A 16638-nucleotide genomic window follows, 5' to 3' on the forward strand; every position below is an offset into this window, starting at 1 on the left:
GTGATACTTAAAAGCCTCAAGTAATAGGAACATTACTTGAGGCTTTATTGTAAGGGGGGTTATCCTTGTTGTTTAGATGGAATAGTAAAGTTTGTATTCCATAGGATGTGGTGTTTCAGCAACTTGATTGATTTCATCCTGTTTTAGTTTGATGTATGCATCAATGAGGCAATTGCTAAATACATCCCCTTTTAATAAAAACTCACGGTCTTGATCGAGAGCTTCTAATGCTTCATCGAGCGATTTACTGACCTTCGGGATTGATTGGAGGATGTCGCTTGAAAGATCGTAGAGATTGTTGTCAAAAGCCTCTCCCGGATGAATTTTATTTTCAATACCATCAAGACCTGCCATTAATAATGCCGAAAATGCAAGATATGGATTTGCTGTAGCGTCTGGGAATCGCACTTCGATTCTTCGCGCTTTTTCATTAGAGATGTAAGGAATTCTAATAGAAGCCGTTCTGTTTTTAGCAGAATATGCTAACAAAACTGGCGCTTCGAAGTGAGGAACTAAACGTTTATAGCTATTTGTTGAGGCATTGGTGAAAGCGTTCAATGCCTTAGCATGTTTAATGATCCCGCCAATAAAGTAGAGCGCTGTTTCAGAAAGGTTGCTGTATTCATTGCCGGTGAAAATATTTTCGCCATCTTTAAAAAGAGAAATATGAACATGCATTCCTGAGCCACTTTCGCCGGCATAAGGTTTTGGTAAAAATGTTGCGCTTTTACCAAACTGATCAACAGTGCCTTTCACGATATATTTTAAACGTTGAACTTCATCTGCTTTTTCTAAGAGCGTATTAAATCTCACGCCAATTTCAGATTGTCCTGCTGAAGCGACTTCTCGGTGATGTATTTCAACCTCTAAGCCTGTTTTTTCAATATTAAGGCAGATTTCATTGCGTAAATCATGAAGTTTATCTACAGGATAGAGTGGTGAATAGCCTTCTTGTTTTTCAGCGAAATGACCGGATGCTGTTTCTGATGTTTGAGAATCCCAATACGCCGTATTAGAATTCAGCTCATAGCTCATATGGTTTGGGCTGTTGCTGTAACGCACATTATCAAAAATAAAGAACTCATTTTCAGGGCCAAAAAATGCTGTATCTGCAATATTGGATTGAATGAGATAATCTTCCGCTCTTTTCGCAAGTGCTCTTGGATCTCTGATGTAATAATCCATCGTATCTGGCTCAATCACATCACAAATTAATACTAAAGTAGGATGCGTTGCGATCGGATCGATAAAAGCACTTTCAGCTTTAGGAATAAGCACCATGTCAGAGCTTTCGGTCTGTTTCCATCCTTTGAAGCTAGATCCGTCAAAAAATTTTCCTTGAGTGAAGAGTTCTTCGTTTGCCTGTCGTGCGGGGATAGTAAAGTGGTGTTCTTGGCCGATCAGGTCTGTTAAACGAAGATCGATAAATAAAATTCCATTCTCTTCAATGAGATCCAAAATGGAACGAATACTATCAGCAGGCATGCTCACTCCTTAAAATTCTTGTGTCAATTTTTATTTCATAAACAGGTTATTCTACACTACTTTTGCTTAAAAAAGCTGAATAAATGGGGTTTTCAAATTTACTGGCAGAGAAGGATTATTGCACCGAGCTTTTGATTTGCAGAAGAGTTCCGTAGAATGGTGTTTTGTTAGAATTTAACTAGCAGATCAATGAGTCTATTTCTCTTATAACTTTAATTATATTTTAACGATAAATACATTATGAAAATAACAACTTGGAATGTAAATTCCGTGAATGTGCGATTGCCACATTTATTGGAGCTATTAGAAAAAGAAGCGCCGGATGTGATTGGCTTGCAGGAATTGAAATCTGTGAATGAGAAATATCCCTTGGAGGAAATTTCTAAATTAGGATATTTTTCAGCCATCAATGGGCAACCTACGTACAATGGTGTCGCACTTATCTCTTCGAAAGAGATTACGGATATTGTTTACGATATTCCAGGATTTGAAGATACGGAAAAACGGGTCGTTACGGGAACGATTGATGGAATAAGAGTCATTAATGCTTATGTTCCCAATGGGCAATCACCGGAATCAGATAAATATCAATACAAATTATCTTGGCTTTCAGCATTCAAGGGGTTTATTCAGTCTCAGTTGGATATTTATTCAGAACTGATTGTCATTGGAGATTTTAATATTGCTCCAACAGATGATGATGTTCATAATCCCGCAAGTTGGTCGGGGAAAATTCTCTGTACGGATCAAGAACGTGAAGCATTTTTCTCTTTATTGAAGTTAGGACTTCTAGATGGGCTTAGGATCGAAGCACAACCCAAAGGTTTATTTACTTGGTGGGATTATCGAGAAGGTGGATTTGAGAAAAACAGTGGTATTCGTATCGATCATCTATTATTATCAAGAGAATTGAGTCGCCGATTTAAATCGTCAGCTGTACATTTAAATTATAGGGCTATGGAGCGGCCCTCAGATCATGCTCCGGTATCAGTTGTATTGAAGTGAAAAATGAATATCCGTATATAACTGATAACGCAAAAAGTAAGGAGAGAATATATGTTTGGTGGTAGTATTGTTGCAATCGTAACCCCGATGTTTCCTGATGGCCGTATTGATTTCGATTCATTTGAAAAATTGGTGGAATTCCATATTCAAAATAAAACGGATGCGATTGTTGCGATGGGAACAACAGGAGAATCTTCAACTGTAAACTTTGAAGAACACCGTGAAGTTGTTAAGAAAGTCGTACAATATGTAGGTGGCAGAGTTCCTGTGATTGCGGGAACAGGCGCTAACTCTACAGAAGAAGCAATAAAGTTAACGCATTGGGCGGCAGAAGATGGCGCAGATGCATGTTTATTAGTTGCGCCATATTACAATAAACCACCACAAGAAGGTCTTTATCAGCATTTTAAGCTTATTGCTGAAACCGTGGATATTCCTCAAATTCTCTATAATGTACCTGGAAGAACGGCATCAGATATTTTGCCTGATACAGTCGAAAGATTGGCAGATCTTAAAAATATTGTTGCGATTAAAGAAGCAAGTACCTTTGAGCGTGTAGAACAGTTAGTACGTCGTGTTGGCGATAAGATCGATGTTTTGACGGGTGAAGATGGCATTTCTGCAAAATGTGTATTAGCAGGTGCTAAAGGTGTTATCTCTGTAACGGCTAATATTGCGCCACTTCAGATGCATGAGATGATGCAAGCAGCGATTGTTGGTGATGAAGCGCGTGCGTATGAGATTAATGAGCAGATAAAAGAATTACACCATGTGCTTTTCTTAGAAGCGAATCCTATTCCAGTGAAATGGGTGCTCCAAGAGATGCGGAAAATTCACGCAGGAATTCGTTTACCACTCGTTCCTCTCGATAAGCAATATCATTTAACAGTGCGTGAAGCGATGAAGACAGCAGGACTTCTCTAAATAGATTCTTTTAATGAAGTGAAAATGCGCATAAAAAAAGCAATTAAATGATTTTTCAGGTATAATTCCACTTGAAAGAATTTGGTGATTGCTTTAATCGCTCGTATAATGACAAGAATTTTATTCAGTAAAGGTTAGTCCATGTATACAAAAAAAATAGCGTTTGCAGTATTGCTATCAGGCTTAATAATTAGCGGTTGCTCTACTCAGAAAGTGCAATCGAGAGATAGCTTGCGTTATTTATCATCATCGCAAGTAAATCCTCTAGAGTATCCACCTAGCTTGGTGAAAAAGACGGAGACTGATGTACAAGCGACAACAACGCTTAAAGAATATCGATTACATCAAAAACAGGTCGCCCAGAAAGTCCTTCCTACAAGTGGTGCGGAAGGAATCACGTTTATTGAATCAGAAAATGGTCGTCGTTGGATTAATACTGGTCACACAGCTGATTTTGTGTGGTTACAAGTAAACCAGTTAGTCCGACAATTAGGATTAGAGATCGAAAGCTCTAGTCCAGATGTTGGTATTATCGAAACTAAATGGGCTGAAAACCAAGCGGATGTACAAGATGGATTTATTCGTAATCTCATTAGTAAAGTTGCCAGTAACTTATTTGGTGCGTCTTCGAGAGATAAATTCAAAATACGTCTAGAGCGTGATGGTGATCGAGTACTTGTATTCGTGACACATTATGCGATGAAAGATGAAGCCACAGGAAATGATGATCAATACCACCGTTGGGTAAATGCGCCGAGCGATCCTGAACTTGAAGCAGAATTTGTTGCTCGTCTTGCTGCAAGGTTGGGAGGTGATGGCCAAAGTGCCTTGGGAAAGTCGGCGCTTCCCGTGACTGACCGGGAAGGAACCCGCTTAACAATTAATAATCGTTCACAGCAGGATGTATGGAAGCAAATCGGTAATATTTTAGATGATGGTGCGCAATATAACGTGCTAGAGCAATATTCTGATATTAATACTATCCGTGTTGGTCGTACTGTGAAAAAAAGACGTTTTTGGTTCTTCACGAAATATGATCGGGAAGGGGAAGTCTACTACATTCGAATCAACCCAGTTGGTGAGAATAAGACCCAAATTGATGTATTGCCGGTGCTAACTTTGAATCATTTGGAAGAGATGATGGATCGAGTCACTACTCAATTAAAATAGTCTGAAACAATTTGATAACATAGAAAACGCCTGATTTAATAGATCAGGCGTTTCTTATATCTAAACGTTTATAAAATAGAGAGTAGAAATCAAAGATGAGCCAGCGAATTGCGAAGTTAGATCCTCATGTCATTAACCAAATTGCCGCAGGAGAAGTGGTTGAAAGACCGGCTTCTATTGTTAAAGAGCTAGTAGAAAATAGTATTGATGCCGGAGCGACCAATATCATTATTGATATTAAAGGTGGTGGTATGGATCATATTATTATTCAAGATAATGGTCATGGCATTGAAAAGGATGATTTAAATCTCGCGCTCTCAAGTCACTCTACAAGTAAAATTAGAAGCGCTGATGACTTGGTGGAAGTATCCACATTAGGCTTTCGCGGCGAAGCTTTGCCGAGTATTGCTGCCGTTTCTCGTTTGACGCTGATCTCAAAAGCGCAAAATGCGGAATATGCCTTCAAAGTGCAAGGTAAGGGATTTGATGAAATTAATGAGCCAATGCCGGCATCTTTACCGGTGGGGACTCGCATTGAAGTCTTGGATCTTTTTTTTAATGTACCGGCAAGACGAAAGTTCCTTCGAACGGAACGCACAGAATTCAGTCATATCGAAACCTTGGTAAAACGCTTAGCGCTGATTCGTTACGATATTGCTTTTACCTTAATTCATAATGGGAAAGAGCTATTCTCAGCGCCGGTTGCCGAAAGTATGGACGAGAAGCAGATGCGAATTGGCTCTGTATTTAGTCCTGAATTTTTGGCGGAGAGCTTTCACTTTACGCATACGAAAGAAGTGCCGCTAGATGATTACGATATTACTCGCACATTAACGCTTGAAGGGTGGGTTGCAAAACCAACCTTTTTCCGTAATAACAACGAGTGGCAATATGTGTATGTGAATGGACGAATGGTAAAAGATCGCCTTGTGGCTCATGCCATTCGCCAGGCGTATCGTGATGTGATGTATAGCGACAAACATCCAGCATTTGTGATCTATTTAACGTTAGATCCTGCAGCTGTAGATGTGAATGCGCATCCGCAAAAGCATGAAGTGCGCTTTCGAGAATCTCGCATGGTGCATCATTTCTTATTTAGCACATTAAATCATGTGATCTCTCAGCCGGAAGTAATGAGCGGACATGAGAAAATGCCGGTCATTGCTTCCTTAAATGGCGATGAAGTGAGTGGCGAAAGTTCTTCAGATATTCCCGTTCAGATTGAAGGAACGGAAATGCTTGAGAAACAGAGCGGTTTTAATTTCAATAGAGGCAATATCCCGAATCGACCTTATAAACCGGTCAATATCTATGAAGCGATCGGCGCCGGAAATATTAGCGCTCTCGATAATGCCGGCAATGAAAATGCAGGATCAGCACGTGATATTTCTTCTCTGATTCAGCAAGCTCGAGGACAAAGTTCCAATACTCAAACAGCATCTATGAGTGAAGATTCGGATGAATCTCTAAACCCCGATGAAGCGCCGTTAGGGTATGCATTAGGGCAATTGCATGAAGCGTATATTTTGGCGGAAAATCGTGATGGTTTAGTGATGGTAGATATGCATGCGGCGCATGAACGCATTATCTATGAACGTTTTAAGCAGTCGATGGGAACAGAACAAGGAATTATTCGTCAAGCATTGTTGATTCCTAAATCCATGGAGGTTTCTTCAAGACAGATTGCGATTGTGGAAGAATTTCAAGAAGAATTGCAGTCTTTAGGATTACTTATTGAAGTGTTAAGCCACGATAGTATTGTGATTCGAGAAGTACCGGCAAGCCTGATTCGAGCCAATAGTGAGAAGCTCATTACAGAAGTGTTGAACGATTTCGATCGTTACGGTTCGAGCCAAAAAATTACAGAACATATGAACGATATTCTTTCGACAATGGCATGTCATAGCGCCATTCGTCATCATCGCCGGTTAACACTTCCGGAAATGAATGCGCTGTTACGAGATATGGAGCGAACAGAGCGATCAGGGCAATGTAATCATGGAAGGCCCACATGGCGATCTTTAGCGATTACGGATTTAGATAAGCTTTTTTTCCGTGGGGAATAATCGCAATAATGATGACAGTGATAATGAGATTTCAAAAAAGATCATAAGAAATAGCTAATAAAAAATAAAAAGAGGATTTGTAAAGTGAGCATAGAAATAACCAACGAACATTTATGCGTGATTTTCGGGAATCCCGTTGCGCAATCTAAATCACCGGAAATGCAGAAGCAGTTTGCGAAGAATGCCGGCATTGATTTGGAGTATTTAAAGGTATTGGCACCATTAGATAACTTTAGTGGCGCATTAAAAGAGTGGATTGATAACGGCATTATCGGTGCAAATATTACGATCCCTTTTAAAGAAGATGTTTTAAAGTGTTGTGATCATCTCACAGAAGAAGCGACTTTAGCGCAAGCAGTCAATACCATTCGTATTGAAAATGGCGAAATTTATGGTCATAACACTGATGGTATCGGGTTGTTACGAGATATTACGGAAGTAAAACAGCAAAATCTTACCGGCAAACGAGTATTAGTTTTAGGTGCTGGAGGTGCTGTCAGAGGAATTTTAAAACCGCTTCTTGACTGCAAACCAAGTGAAGTCATTATTACCAATCGCACATTATCTCGCGCCGAAGGATTAGCTTCGGAATTCTCTCGTTTTGGTAATATTAAAGCCATGAGTTGGCAGGAGCTTTCCGGCGCATTTGATTTTATTATTAATGCCACAAGCGCCTCGCTACAATCCACGTTTCCAGAATTGCCAAAGGGCGTCATTAGTAATTCTAGCGTTGGGTATGATCTTGTTTACGGCAATGAACCTACATCATTTATGCATTACTTTTTAGAAGAAGGTGGGGCAAAAGTATTTGATGGTTTAGGAATGCTCATTGAGCAAGGCGTTTATGCCTTTGAGTTTTGGTTTAATGTTACGCCGAGCCGAGAAGGTGTATTAGAAATTTTTGGGCGTGCTGAATCTCTATCTGAATCACCATCTGAATAGTCATCTAAATAGTGATATTACAGTGATGCTTTGAAAATATTAAATAGTAGAGAAGAGTGAAGTAGAGAAGAATGCAGTTTTGAAAACTTGCTTTGAATAGTGATTGGAAGTCGTTAAATAAGCAGTCAATGAAAGCATGCCTTTAATCAGGCATGGAAGATAGGATTTTGTTATCATTTCAGGATGATTACATAAGGATAGAGAATATGTCTGAAGAAAAAACCCATTTTGGTTATCAAACAGTAAATAGTGATGAGAAAGAAGCGCGTGTTGCGGAAGTTTTTCACTCTGTTGCAAGTCGTTATGATGTGATGAATGATGTGATGAGCTTCGGTATTCATCGCTTATGGAAAAATACGGCAATGACATTGTCGGGCGCAAGAAAAGGGCAGAAAGTGCTTGATCTTGCCGGCGGTACAGGCGACTTAACAAAGCGTTTAAGTAAGCGTGTTGGTTCTGAAGGATTGGTCGTATTATCCGACATTAATGAATCCATGCTTGAAGAAGGTCGCAAGCGTTTAATTAATGAAGGCATCGTTGGGAATGTGGAATTTAAGCAGATTAATGCGGAACATATTCCATTTGAAGATGCGACATTTGATTTGGTGACGATTGGATTTGGTCTTCGAAATGTGACGGACAAACTCAAAGCACTTAAAGAGATGCGCCGAGTGTTAAAACCAGGCGGAAGATTATTAGTATTAGAATTCTCAACGCCGGTTGTGCCTGTTTTGGGAACACTTTATGATTTTTATTCTTTCCAAATTATTCCAAGAATGGGCGAATTAATTGCAAAAGATGGCGATAGTTATCGTTATCTTTCAGAGTCCATTCGTATGCATCCTCCGCAAGATGAGCTTCGCGATATGATGTTAGAAGCTGGATTTGATGAAGTGGATTATAAAAATCTTACCGGCGGGATTGTGGCAATTCACCGTGGATTTGTCTACTAATCAGTAACCTTTGAAAGGGTTTTCTTTTTGATATTTTGCAAAGGGTTTCTGGATGATCTCTCGTAGCTTGAGAATGATAAAAATTTGGTGGGTTTTATTACGCTTTGGTCTTTATGATCTCGCATTTATGATTCCCGGCTTTAGGCATTTACGCTTTTTACAGCCCATTTTATCGCTGTTTAATGGATATAAAGATACACCACTTCCTGTGCGTATTCGCTTGGCATTAGAAAGTTTAGGTCCGACTTTTATTAAGCTTGGGCAAGCGTTATCAACGCGTTATGATCTGTTAGATAAAGATATTGTCGATGAGCTGATCAAGCTTCAAGATCAAGTGCCGGCATTCTCATCGCAAGTAGCGATTGAGATCATTGAGAAATCCTTAGAAAAACCATTAGAAGATCTATTTGCAGAGTTTGTGGTAGAACCGATTGCGGCGGCTTCCATTGCTCAGGTACATAGTGCGAAGCTTCATAATGGGCAAGAAGTCGTTGTAAAAGTTGTGCGCCCGAACATCCAAAAAGTGATTAAACGCGATATTGGTTTAATGAAGATTTTAGCTGAGATGGTGGAGCGTTACTATCTTGATGGCAAGCGCCTTCGTCCTGTTGAAATTGTTGAGGAATATGCGCGTACGATTTTAAATGAGCTTGATCTCACAATTGAAGCTGCAAACGGCACACAACTGCGTGAAAACTTTAAGGGCTCAAAAGAGCTCTATGTGCCGGAGATTTTTTCAGAATTCACGCGTAAAAATGTTCTTGTGATGGAGCGCATTTACGGTGTTCCTGTGGGCGATATTGCGACGCTTAAAAAGCTTGGTGTGAATATCCCCTTATTGGCGGAAAGAAGCGTTGATATTTTCTTTAAGCAAGTCTTTGAACATAGCTTTTTCCATGCAGATATGCATCCCGGCAATATCTTTGTGGATGTGAGAAATCCTAATGATCCCACCTATATTGCGCTTGATTTTGGGATTATTGGCACGCTTAATGAAGATGATCAGCACTATTTAGCCAGTAACTTTTTAGCATTCTTTAATCGCGATTATCTAAAAGTGGCAGAGCTTCATGTGGAATCTGGTTGGGTGCCACCGGATACGCAAGTTGCGGACTTTGAAGCAGTGATTCGTTCACTGTGCGAGCCAATCTTTAATAAGCCTTTAAAAGACATCTCTTTTGGTGCGTTCCTTCTATCGCTCTTTCAAACGGCAAGACGATTTAAAATGGAGATGCAACCACAGCTCATTTTGCTTCAAAAGACGTTATTTGCCATTGAAGGTTTGGGTCGAGAACTCTATCCAGAGTTAGATTTATGGAAAACAGCAAAACCTTACTTAGTAAATTTTGTGAAAGAAAAACGAGGTCCTAAAGCACTTGTAAAGCGCTATCGTCGAGATATTCCTGTTTGGATTGAGCAGTTCCCTGATATGGTGCAAAATGCCAATCTTACCTTAAGACAAGCTGCGCGCGGAGATCTGAAGATTAATCTTGCTGCGAGAGAATGGGAAAAGCTTGCCAAAATCCAAAGAGAAGAGCGCCGGAAAAAAATATTTGGGGCGATCGGCTGTGTGTTTTTATTAGCACTACTTTTGAAATTTGAAGATTTTAATGATGTGAGTTATTGGTTAACGGCTGGAATTGCTGGGTTATCGGCATTGCTATTACATCATTCATTGAAGCGAAAATAGAGATTGTCATCTTTCTATAAAAAACTGATGCTACCGTGAAAAGAGAATGAAGGATCATTACGTGCAATATTTGCGATAAATATTCGCAATCGCTATATAAAAGTTTTTATATTTATACAAAATATTTAATTAATAGTAATATTCTTTAGATAGCTTCATTTATAATCAGCGATTGCATAAATGATTAGTTTTGAAATATGTTTGAAATAACTATCTAATATAGATTGAATCTAAGTTTTATCGCCTATTTGGCATTTGAATTTTTGAAAGGAGTAGTCAATGAAAAAATTAGCACTTACTGCAATGTTAGCTGTTGCAACGATGGGAATTTCTACAGCAGCAGTTGATACGGATGCAACGATTAAATATCGTAAAGCGGCATTTACAGTTGCAGGTTGGAATATGGGTATTCTTGGTGGCATGCTTAAAGGCGAAATCGAATACAACCCTGAAGAAGCGGTTGCGGCTGCAAAACGCATTAACGAAATGGCGAAAGCTGTGGGTGCAACGTTTGTTGAAGGCACATACGAAGGGACAAATGCAAGTCCTAAAATCGCAGAAGAGCGTCAAGATTTTGATACAAAATTAGCGGCATTTATTGAGCAGAGCGATATTATGGTAGAAGCTGCTGGCGATAAGAAAACATTAGCAGCACAAATGGGGAAACTTGGCGGTACTTGTAAGTCATGCCACGATTCTTACAAAATTGACTAATTAGAATTTTAAGAATTATCACTTTTAGATATTACATTTTAGATAGTGTATTTAGATCAAATTTTCTAAATGCCTTTAAATGTTTATAAGATAAAATTAAAGTGTGATATAAGAATGAAGCGGTTGGTGCAAGATCAACCGCTTCTTTTATGTCTACCCACTTTATAGGAGAAATAATAAAGTGATGAAAAAACTAAAGTTAACGGCTCTTTTATCCCTAGGGTTCTTAATTGGTAGTCATACAGTAAGCGCACAGGAAGTACGCGTTTATAACTGGACGGACTATATTGATCCTGAATTAATTACCGAATTTACTGACAAAACTGGTATTAAAGTGATTTACGATACCTTTGATAGTAACGAAGTATTATTAGCAAAAACATTAACAGGAAACTCCGGTTACGATATTGTTGTGCCATCTGATTACACGTTAATCTATATGGTTCAAGCAGATGCCGTACAGAAAATTGATCGCAGTAAATTGTCGAATATCGATAATATTTGGCCATTTGTAGAAGAAAGATTAGCAGATCTTCCGGGTGCAACAGAGTATTCAATTCCCTATATGTGGGGAACGACGGGTATTGCTTACAACGTTGCAAAAATTCAGGAACTTGTACCTGATGCACCGTTAGATTCGATGGAATTACTCTTTAATCCTGAATATGCATCCAAGCTTGCAAGTTGTGGAATTTATGTGATCGATTCTCCGAGTGAGTTCTATCCAATGCTCATGCGTTATTTAGGATTGCCGGCAGATAGCACTTCTAATGAAGATCTTGCGAAAGCAAATGAAGTATTACAATCGATTCGCCCCTATATTACGAAATTCCATTCATCAGAATATATCAATGCGATGGCAAATGGCGATGCATGTTTAACGCTTGGTTGGTCAGGCGATCTATTCCTAGCAAAAGCGCGAGCAGCAGAAGCAGATGCCGGCGTTGAAATTGAATACTTCATTCCAAAAGAGGGTGGTTTACTCTGGTTTGATCAGTTAGCAATCCTTAAAAACTCTAAAAATACCGAAGAAGCTTATGCCTTTATCGATTATTTATTAGATGCAAAAGTGAATGCAAGAGCGGCGGATTATGTGGAATATGCAACCTCAAATGAAGGTGCATTTGAGTTTGTAAACCCCGATCTTTTAAATGATCCAACACTCTATCCAACAAAAGAAGAATTATCGCTTTTAAATGTAAAACAGCCTTATACGCAAGCAGAGCAGAAAAAACTGATGCGCCAATGGTTGAAGATTAAGGCACAGCGTTAATACTATTTTTAGTATTTCAGAAGCCTTTGAGTAAGGCTGTAAGAATGCATTGATGCGATATATTAGAAGGGCTGATCTTTAAAGGATTAGTCCTTTTTTATTGTAAGATTGATTTAATAAAGGCTTGTTGCACAACACGAGCTGATTCGTGGCTGGGTCGAATGCTTGCATGCTTATCAATATCTCGTGCCAGCAATGTTGATCCTTTTTAGCAGTTTGAATCGGTTGATTCTTGATTAATTTAGGAATAATTGCTCTGACTTAGGAGCGATCTTCGCTTTTAAGGTATAATGCGGAAATATAAATTTACATAAAAATTGAGATTGAGGGATTTTATAATATGAGCGAAGTACATCACTCTTTAATCGTGTTAGGTTCAGGTCCTGCGGGATATACAGCGGCGCTTTATGCGGCAAGAGCAAACTTGAAACCGGTTGTGATTACCGGTATGCAAATGGGCGGTCAGCTTACAACGACAACAGATATCGATAACTGGCCATCGGGTGCTGAAGGTTTAACAGGTCCTGTATTAATGGATCAAATGCGTGAGCATTGTGAGCGTTTTGGTACTGAAATCCTCTTTGATCATGTCAATAGCGTCGATCTCACTAAAAAGCCTTTCACGCTTTTCGCGGATAATGCAACGTATACTTGTGATGCGTTAATTGTCGCAACAGGTGCTTCGGCGAAATATTTAGGTTTACCTTCTGAAGAAGCATTTTTAGGACGTGGCGTTTCGGCATGTGCGACGTGCGATGGTTTCTTCTATCGTGAGAAAGAAGTGATTGTTGTCGGTGGTGGAAATACTGCGGTTGAAGAAGCGCTCTATTTGAGTCAAATCGCTTCAAAAGTACACTTAGTTCATAGAAGAGATACATTTAGAGCTGAAAAAATTCTCATCGATCGCCTTTACCGCAATGTGGAAGAAGGAAAAATCGAGCTTCATTTAGATGCAACATTAGAAGAAGTCTTAGGCGACAATGCCGGCGTTACCGGTGCTGTAATTGCTTCCGTGAAAGATGGCAGCACGAAAACCTTAGAAGTGCCGGGCGTGTTTATCGCTATTGGCCATGCACCAAATACGGAGATCTTTAAAGATCAGTTAGAGATGCGTCATGGTTATGTTGTAGTAAAATCTGGCATTGACGGCGATGCGACAAGTACCTCTATTCCTGGTGTATTTGCGGCAGGTGATGTGATGGATTCTCACTATCGTCAGGCGATTACTTCAGCAGGATCAGGTTGTATGGCAGCATTAGATGCTGAACGTTATTTAGATGGATTGAAATAACAACACGGATACGACAAAGGTTGTCGTAAAGAAAAAATTAAAGAAACAATTAAATAAATTATAGAAGCGTTGATGAAGAATATTGAGAGCATGAATGACTCATGAATCATCAAATGCTGGTATCAACGATTCGAAATAGCATTAAACAGAATTTTTTAACATTATTTTGATATTAAAGTAGCTTAATTGCGAGGATGGCAAATGAAATTTAATACTTTGGATGATCTTAATTTAGAAGGTAAACGTGTATTGGTTCGTGAAGATTTAAACGTACCCATTCATGAAGGGGAAATTACTTCTGATGCGCGTTTAGAAGCTGCGTTACCAACGATTGAGAAAATTCTAGAAAAAGGTGGGGCGGTAATGCTCATGTCTCACTTAGGCAGACCGACAGAAGGCGAAGAGAGCAAAGAATTCTCTTTAGCGCCGGCAGCAGTTTGGTTAACAAACCGTTTAGGAAAACCTGTTTCATTAGTGAAAAACTGGATTAACGGCGTTGAAATTCAACCGGGCGAAGTAAAACTTTTAGAAAATGTACGTTTCTTAAAAGGCGAAAAAGCTAACGATGAAGCGCTTGCTAAAAAAATGGCAAACCTTTGTGATGTTTACGTGATGGATGCATTTGCAACCTCTCATCGTAAAGAAGCCTCTACTTACGGCGTGGGTTTAGAAGCGAAAGAAGTTGCAGCGGGTTTATTGTTAGAAAAAGAGCTCAATGCTTTAACAAAAGTGATTCAAAATCCTGAAAGCCCAATGGTTGCGATTGTGGGCGGTGCAAAAGTTTCGACGAAACTTACTGTATTGAATACGCTTCTTGATAAAGTGGATCAGCTAATTACTGGTGGTGGTATCACGAATACGTTATTACTCGCAAAAGGTTACAAAGTGGGTAATAGCTTAGTTGAGAAAGATTTAGTACCGGAAGCGAAGAAGCTTCTTAAACGTGCAGAAGCAGAAGGGAAAGAGATTCCACTTCCCATTGATGTCGTTGTCGGAAAAGCATTCTCAGCCGATGCAGAAGCTGTGATTAAGCCAATCTCAGAGATCGCAGAAGACGATATGATTATGGATATCGGTCCTGAAACAAGTGCGCTCTACAGCAAAATTCTCGCAAATGCAAAGACGATTGTTTGGAATGGCCCAGTTGGCGTATTTGAATTTGCAAACTTTGCAGAAGGCACAAAACAATTAGGCGAAGCCATTGCGAAAAGTGATGCATTCTCCATTGCCGGCGGTGGTGATACCGTTGCGGCAGTAGAAGAATTTGGATTAAAAGAAGATATCTCTTATATCTCAACAGGTGGCGGTGCTTTCTTAGAGTTATTAGAAGGTAAAGTATTACCTGCAGTTGAAATGTTAGAAAAGCGAGCAAACTAAAAATGAACAATAACGAAATCTTAATTAATATTACGCCGAATGAAACGAGAGCTGCTGTCATTAGCAATGCGATGGTTCAGGAAGTGCTGATTGAAAGAGAAGAGAAGCGCGGACTGGTCGGCAATATTTATAAAGGCGTCGTTATTCGTGTTTTACCTGGTCTTGAGGCAGCATTTGTCGATATCGGTCTTGATCGAGCAGCATTCTTACATGTCAGCGATATTCAAACAGCATGTAGCGATTATACTCCGGACGAATGTGAGAGCTGTAATGATGGCAATGAAGCGGAACGATTACCGACAAAGCGTAATCCGGAAGCGATTGATATCACCAAAATTCTGACGCAAGGCCAAGAATTAGTGGTGCAAGTGATTCGTGATCCCCTTGGAACAAAGGGCGCACGAATCACAACGCAAGTATCGATTCCTTCTTGTTATCTTGTCTATTTAGCAGATTCAGATGTGATCGGCGTTTCAATTCGTATTGAAGATGAAGAAGAACGTGATCGTCTAAAATCTACATTGCAGGAATATCAGAAAGAGATTCCCGGCGCCTATATTGCTAGAACGGCAGCAGAAGGCGTTGATCCTTGGGTGCTTCGTGCCGATATGCAGTTCTTAAATCGCCTTTGGGCAGATTTAAAAGAGCGTATTGCAAAAGCGAAAGTGGGAGAAGTAATTTACGGCAACTTCCCATTAGAGCTTCGAATCTTACGAGATTATATCTCTAAAGATATTCAGCGCGTTCGAATCGATTCGATGGAAGGCTACAAGAGCATGATTGATTTCACCACGCTCTTTTTGCCGGAAATGACAGAACGTATTGAATATTACGTTGGACCAAGAGCGATTTTTGATCTCTTTAATACAGAAAGAGAGATTAATCTAGCGCTTGAAAAACGAGTCGACCTTAAATCTGGCGGTTATTTAATGATCGAACAGACAGAAGCGATGACAACGATTGATATTAATACCGGCGGATTTGTAGGATTTCGTAACTTAGAAGAAACGATCTATAAAACGAACCTAGAAGCAGCGCAAGCCCTTGCAAGACAAGTTCGTCTTAGAAATCTTGGCGGTATTATTATCCTCGACTTTATCGATATGCAGAGCGAAGAGCATCGTCAAGGTGTGTTAGAAGAGCTTCTTGAGCATCTTTCACAAGATTATGCGCGTACTTCCGTGAGTGAAGTGACTTCTCTTGGATTAGTGCAGATGACACGTAAACGCACGAGAGAAAGTCTTGTGCAGTTAATGTGTGAGCCGTGCCCTAAATGTCAGGGAAATGGTTACGTAAAAACCAGTGCAACGGTCTGTTTTGAAATTTTACGAGAGCTCATTCGTGATGGAAAACGATTCCCAACATTGAAAGAATTTCTCGTATTAGCAGCGCCGGAAGTGATTGAACGTCTGCTTGATGAAGAAGCGCACAGCGTTGCCGATCTTCAAATTCAGATTGATGCCAATATCCGTCTGCAACCGGAAGAACTCTATCCTGTAGAGCAGTTTGATATCGTACCGATGTAGTTTTAGGTTAGAAATCTATCAGAGTAGTATATAAAGCTAGATCTAAAAGAAGCCTCAAATATTTTGATAATGTTTGAGGTTTTTTCTTATTTTTCGTAAATATTTCTTTGATCGATCGAAAAATTGATTTAGGGAAGTATGATTGATTCATTAGGAGCTGATGTGCGGCTGGTTCGAATGTTTGCATTCTTTTGAAAATCTCGTGCCAGCGTTGTTAAATCT

13 protein-coding genes are annotated in these 16638 nt (G+C 39.6%); 12 read left to right on the plus strand and 1 reads right to left on the minus strand.

Annotated elements, in window-relative coordinates:
* Window positions 1–72: 72 nt before the first annotated feature.
* Entirely contained in the window at window positions 73–1485 is a 1413-nt protein-coding gene (glnA, locus tag ACYSN2_RS00530) for a type I glutamate--ammonia ligase (protein WP_461748298.1), read from the minus strand.
* Window positions 1486–1725: 240 nt separating this feature from the next.
* Between glnA and xth the strand changes: the two genes are divergently transcribed.
* The 12 genes from xth (at window position 1726) to rng (ending at window position 16416) form a co-directional block, all read left to right on the plus strand.
* Complete coding sequence (xth, locus tag ACYSN2_RS00535) at window positions 1726–2490, plus strand: exodeoxyribonuclease III (RefSeq protein ID WP_461748299.1); 765 nt, start codon at window positions 1726–1728, stop codon at window positions 2488–2490.
* 51 nt (window positions 2491–2541) lie between these two features.
* Complete coding sequence (gene dapA, locus ACYSN2_RS00540) at window positions 2542–3414, plus strand: 4-hydroxy-tetrahydrodipicolinate synthase (protein ID WP_461748300.1); 873 nt, start codon at window positions 2542–2544, stop codon at window positions 3412–3414.
* Between the two features lie 141 nt (window positions 3415–3555).
* Window positions 3556–4584, plus strand: a complete 1029-nt coding sequence (gene bamC / locus ACYSN2_RS00545; protein ID WP_461748301.1) for an outer membrane protein assembly factor BamC — start codon at window positions 3556–3558, stop codon at window positions 4582–4584.
* A gap of 95 nt (window positions 4585–4679) precedes the next feature.
* Window positions 4680–6650, plus strand: a complete 1971-nt coding sequence (gene mutL / locus ACYSN2_RS00550) for a DNA mismatch repair endonuclease MutL (RefSeq protein WP_461748302.1) — start codon at window positions 4680–4682, stop codon at window positions 6648–6650.
* Window positions 6651–6734: 84 nt separating this feature from the next.
* Window positions 6735–7592 (plus strand): shikimate dehydrogenase, encoded by an 858-nt coding sequence (aroE, locus tag ACYSN2_RS00555; protein ID WP_461748303.1) that lies wholly within the window; start codon window positions 6735–6737, stop codon window positions 7590–7592.
* A gap of 206 nt (window positions 7593–7798) precedes the next feature.
* Entirely contained in the window at window positions 7799–8545 is a 747-nt protein-coding gene (gene ubiE, locus ACYSN2_RS00560; RefSeq protein WP_461748304.1) for a bifunctional demethylmenaquinone methyltransferase/2-methoxy-6-polyprenyl-1,4-benzoquinol methylase UbiE, read from the plus strand.
* Between the two features lie 52 nt (window positions 8546–8597).
* Window positions 8598–10235 carry a ubiquinone biosynthesis regulatory protein kinase UbiB gene (ubiB, locus tag ACYSN2_RS00565; protein ID WP_461748305.1) on the plus strand — a complete coding sequence of 546 codons (1638 nt, stop codon included), beginning with the start codon at window positions 8598–8600 and terminating at the stop codon, window positions 10233–10235.
* A 279-nt stretch (window positions 10236–10514) separates the two neighbouring features.
* On the plus strand, window positions 10515–10949 hold the full coding sequence (locus ACYSN2_RS00570; RefSeq protein ID WP_461748306.1) for a c-type cytochrome: 435 nt from the start codon (window positions 10515–10517) through the stop codon (window positions 10947–10949).
* A 184-nt stretch (window positions 10950–11133) separates the two neighbouring features.
* Window positions 11134–12222 (plus strand): extracellular solute-binding protein, encoded by a 1089-nt coding sequence (locus ACYSN2_RS00575; protein WP_461748307.1) that lies wholly within the window; start codon window positions 11134–11136, stop codon window positions 12220–12222.
* Window positions 12223–12562: 340 nt separating this feature from the next.
* Window positions 12563–13513 carry a thioredoxin-disulfide reductase gene (gene trxB, locus ACYSN2_RS00580; protein WP_461748308.1) on the plus strand — a complete coding sequence of 317 codons (951 nt, stop codon included), beginning with the start codon at window positions 12563–12565 and terminating at the stop codon, window positions 13511–13513.
* A gap of 201 nt (window positions 13514–13714) precedes the next feature.
* Entirely contained in the window at window positions 13715–14890 is a 1176-nt protein-coding gene (locus tag ACYSN2_RS00585; protein ID WP_461748309.1) for a phosphoglycerate kinase, read from the plus strand.
* Window positions 14891–14892: 2 nt separating this feature from the next.
* Window positions 14893–16416, plus strand: a complete 1524-nt coding sequence (gene rng / locus ACYSN2_RS00590) for a ribonuclease G (RefSeq protein ID WP_461748310.1) — start codon at window positions 14893–14895, stop codon at window positions 16414–16416.
* Window positions 16417–16638 lie beyond the last annotated feature (222 nt).

Source organism: Ignatzschineria sp. LJL83 (assembly GCF_054871845.1).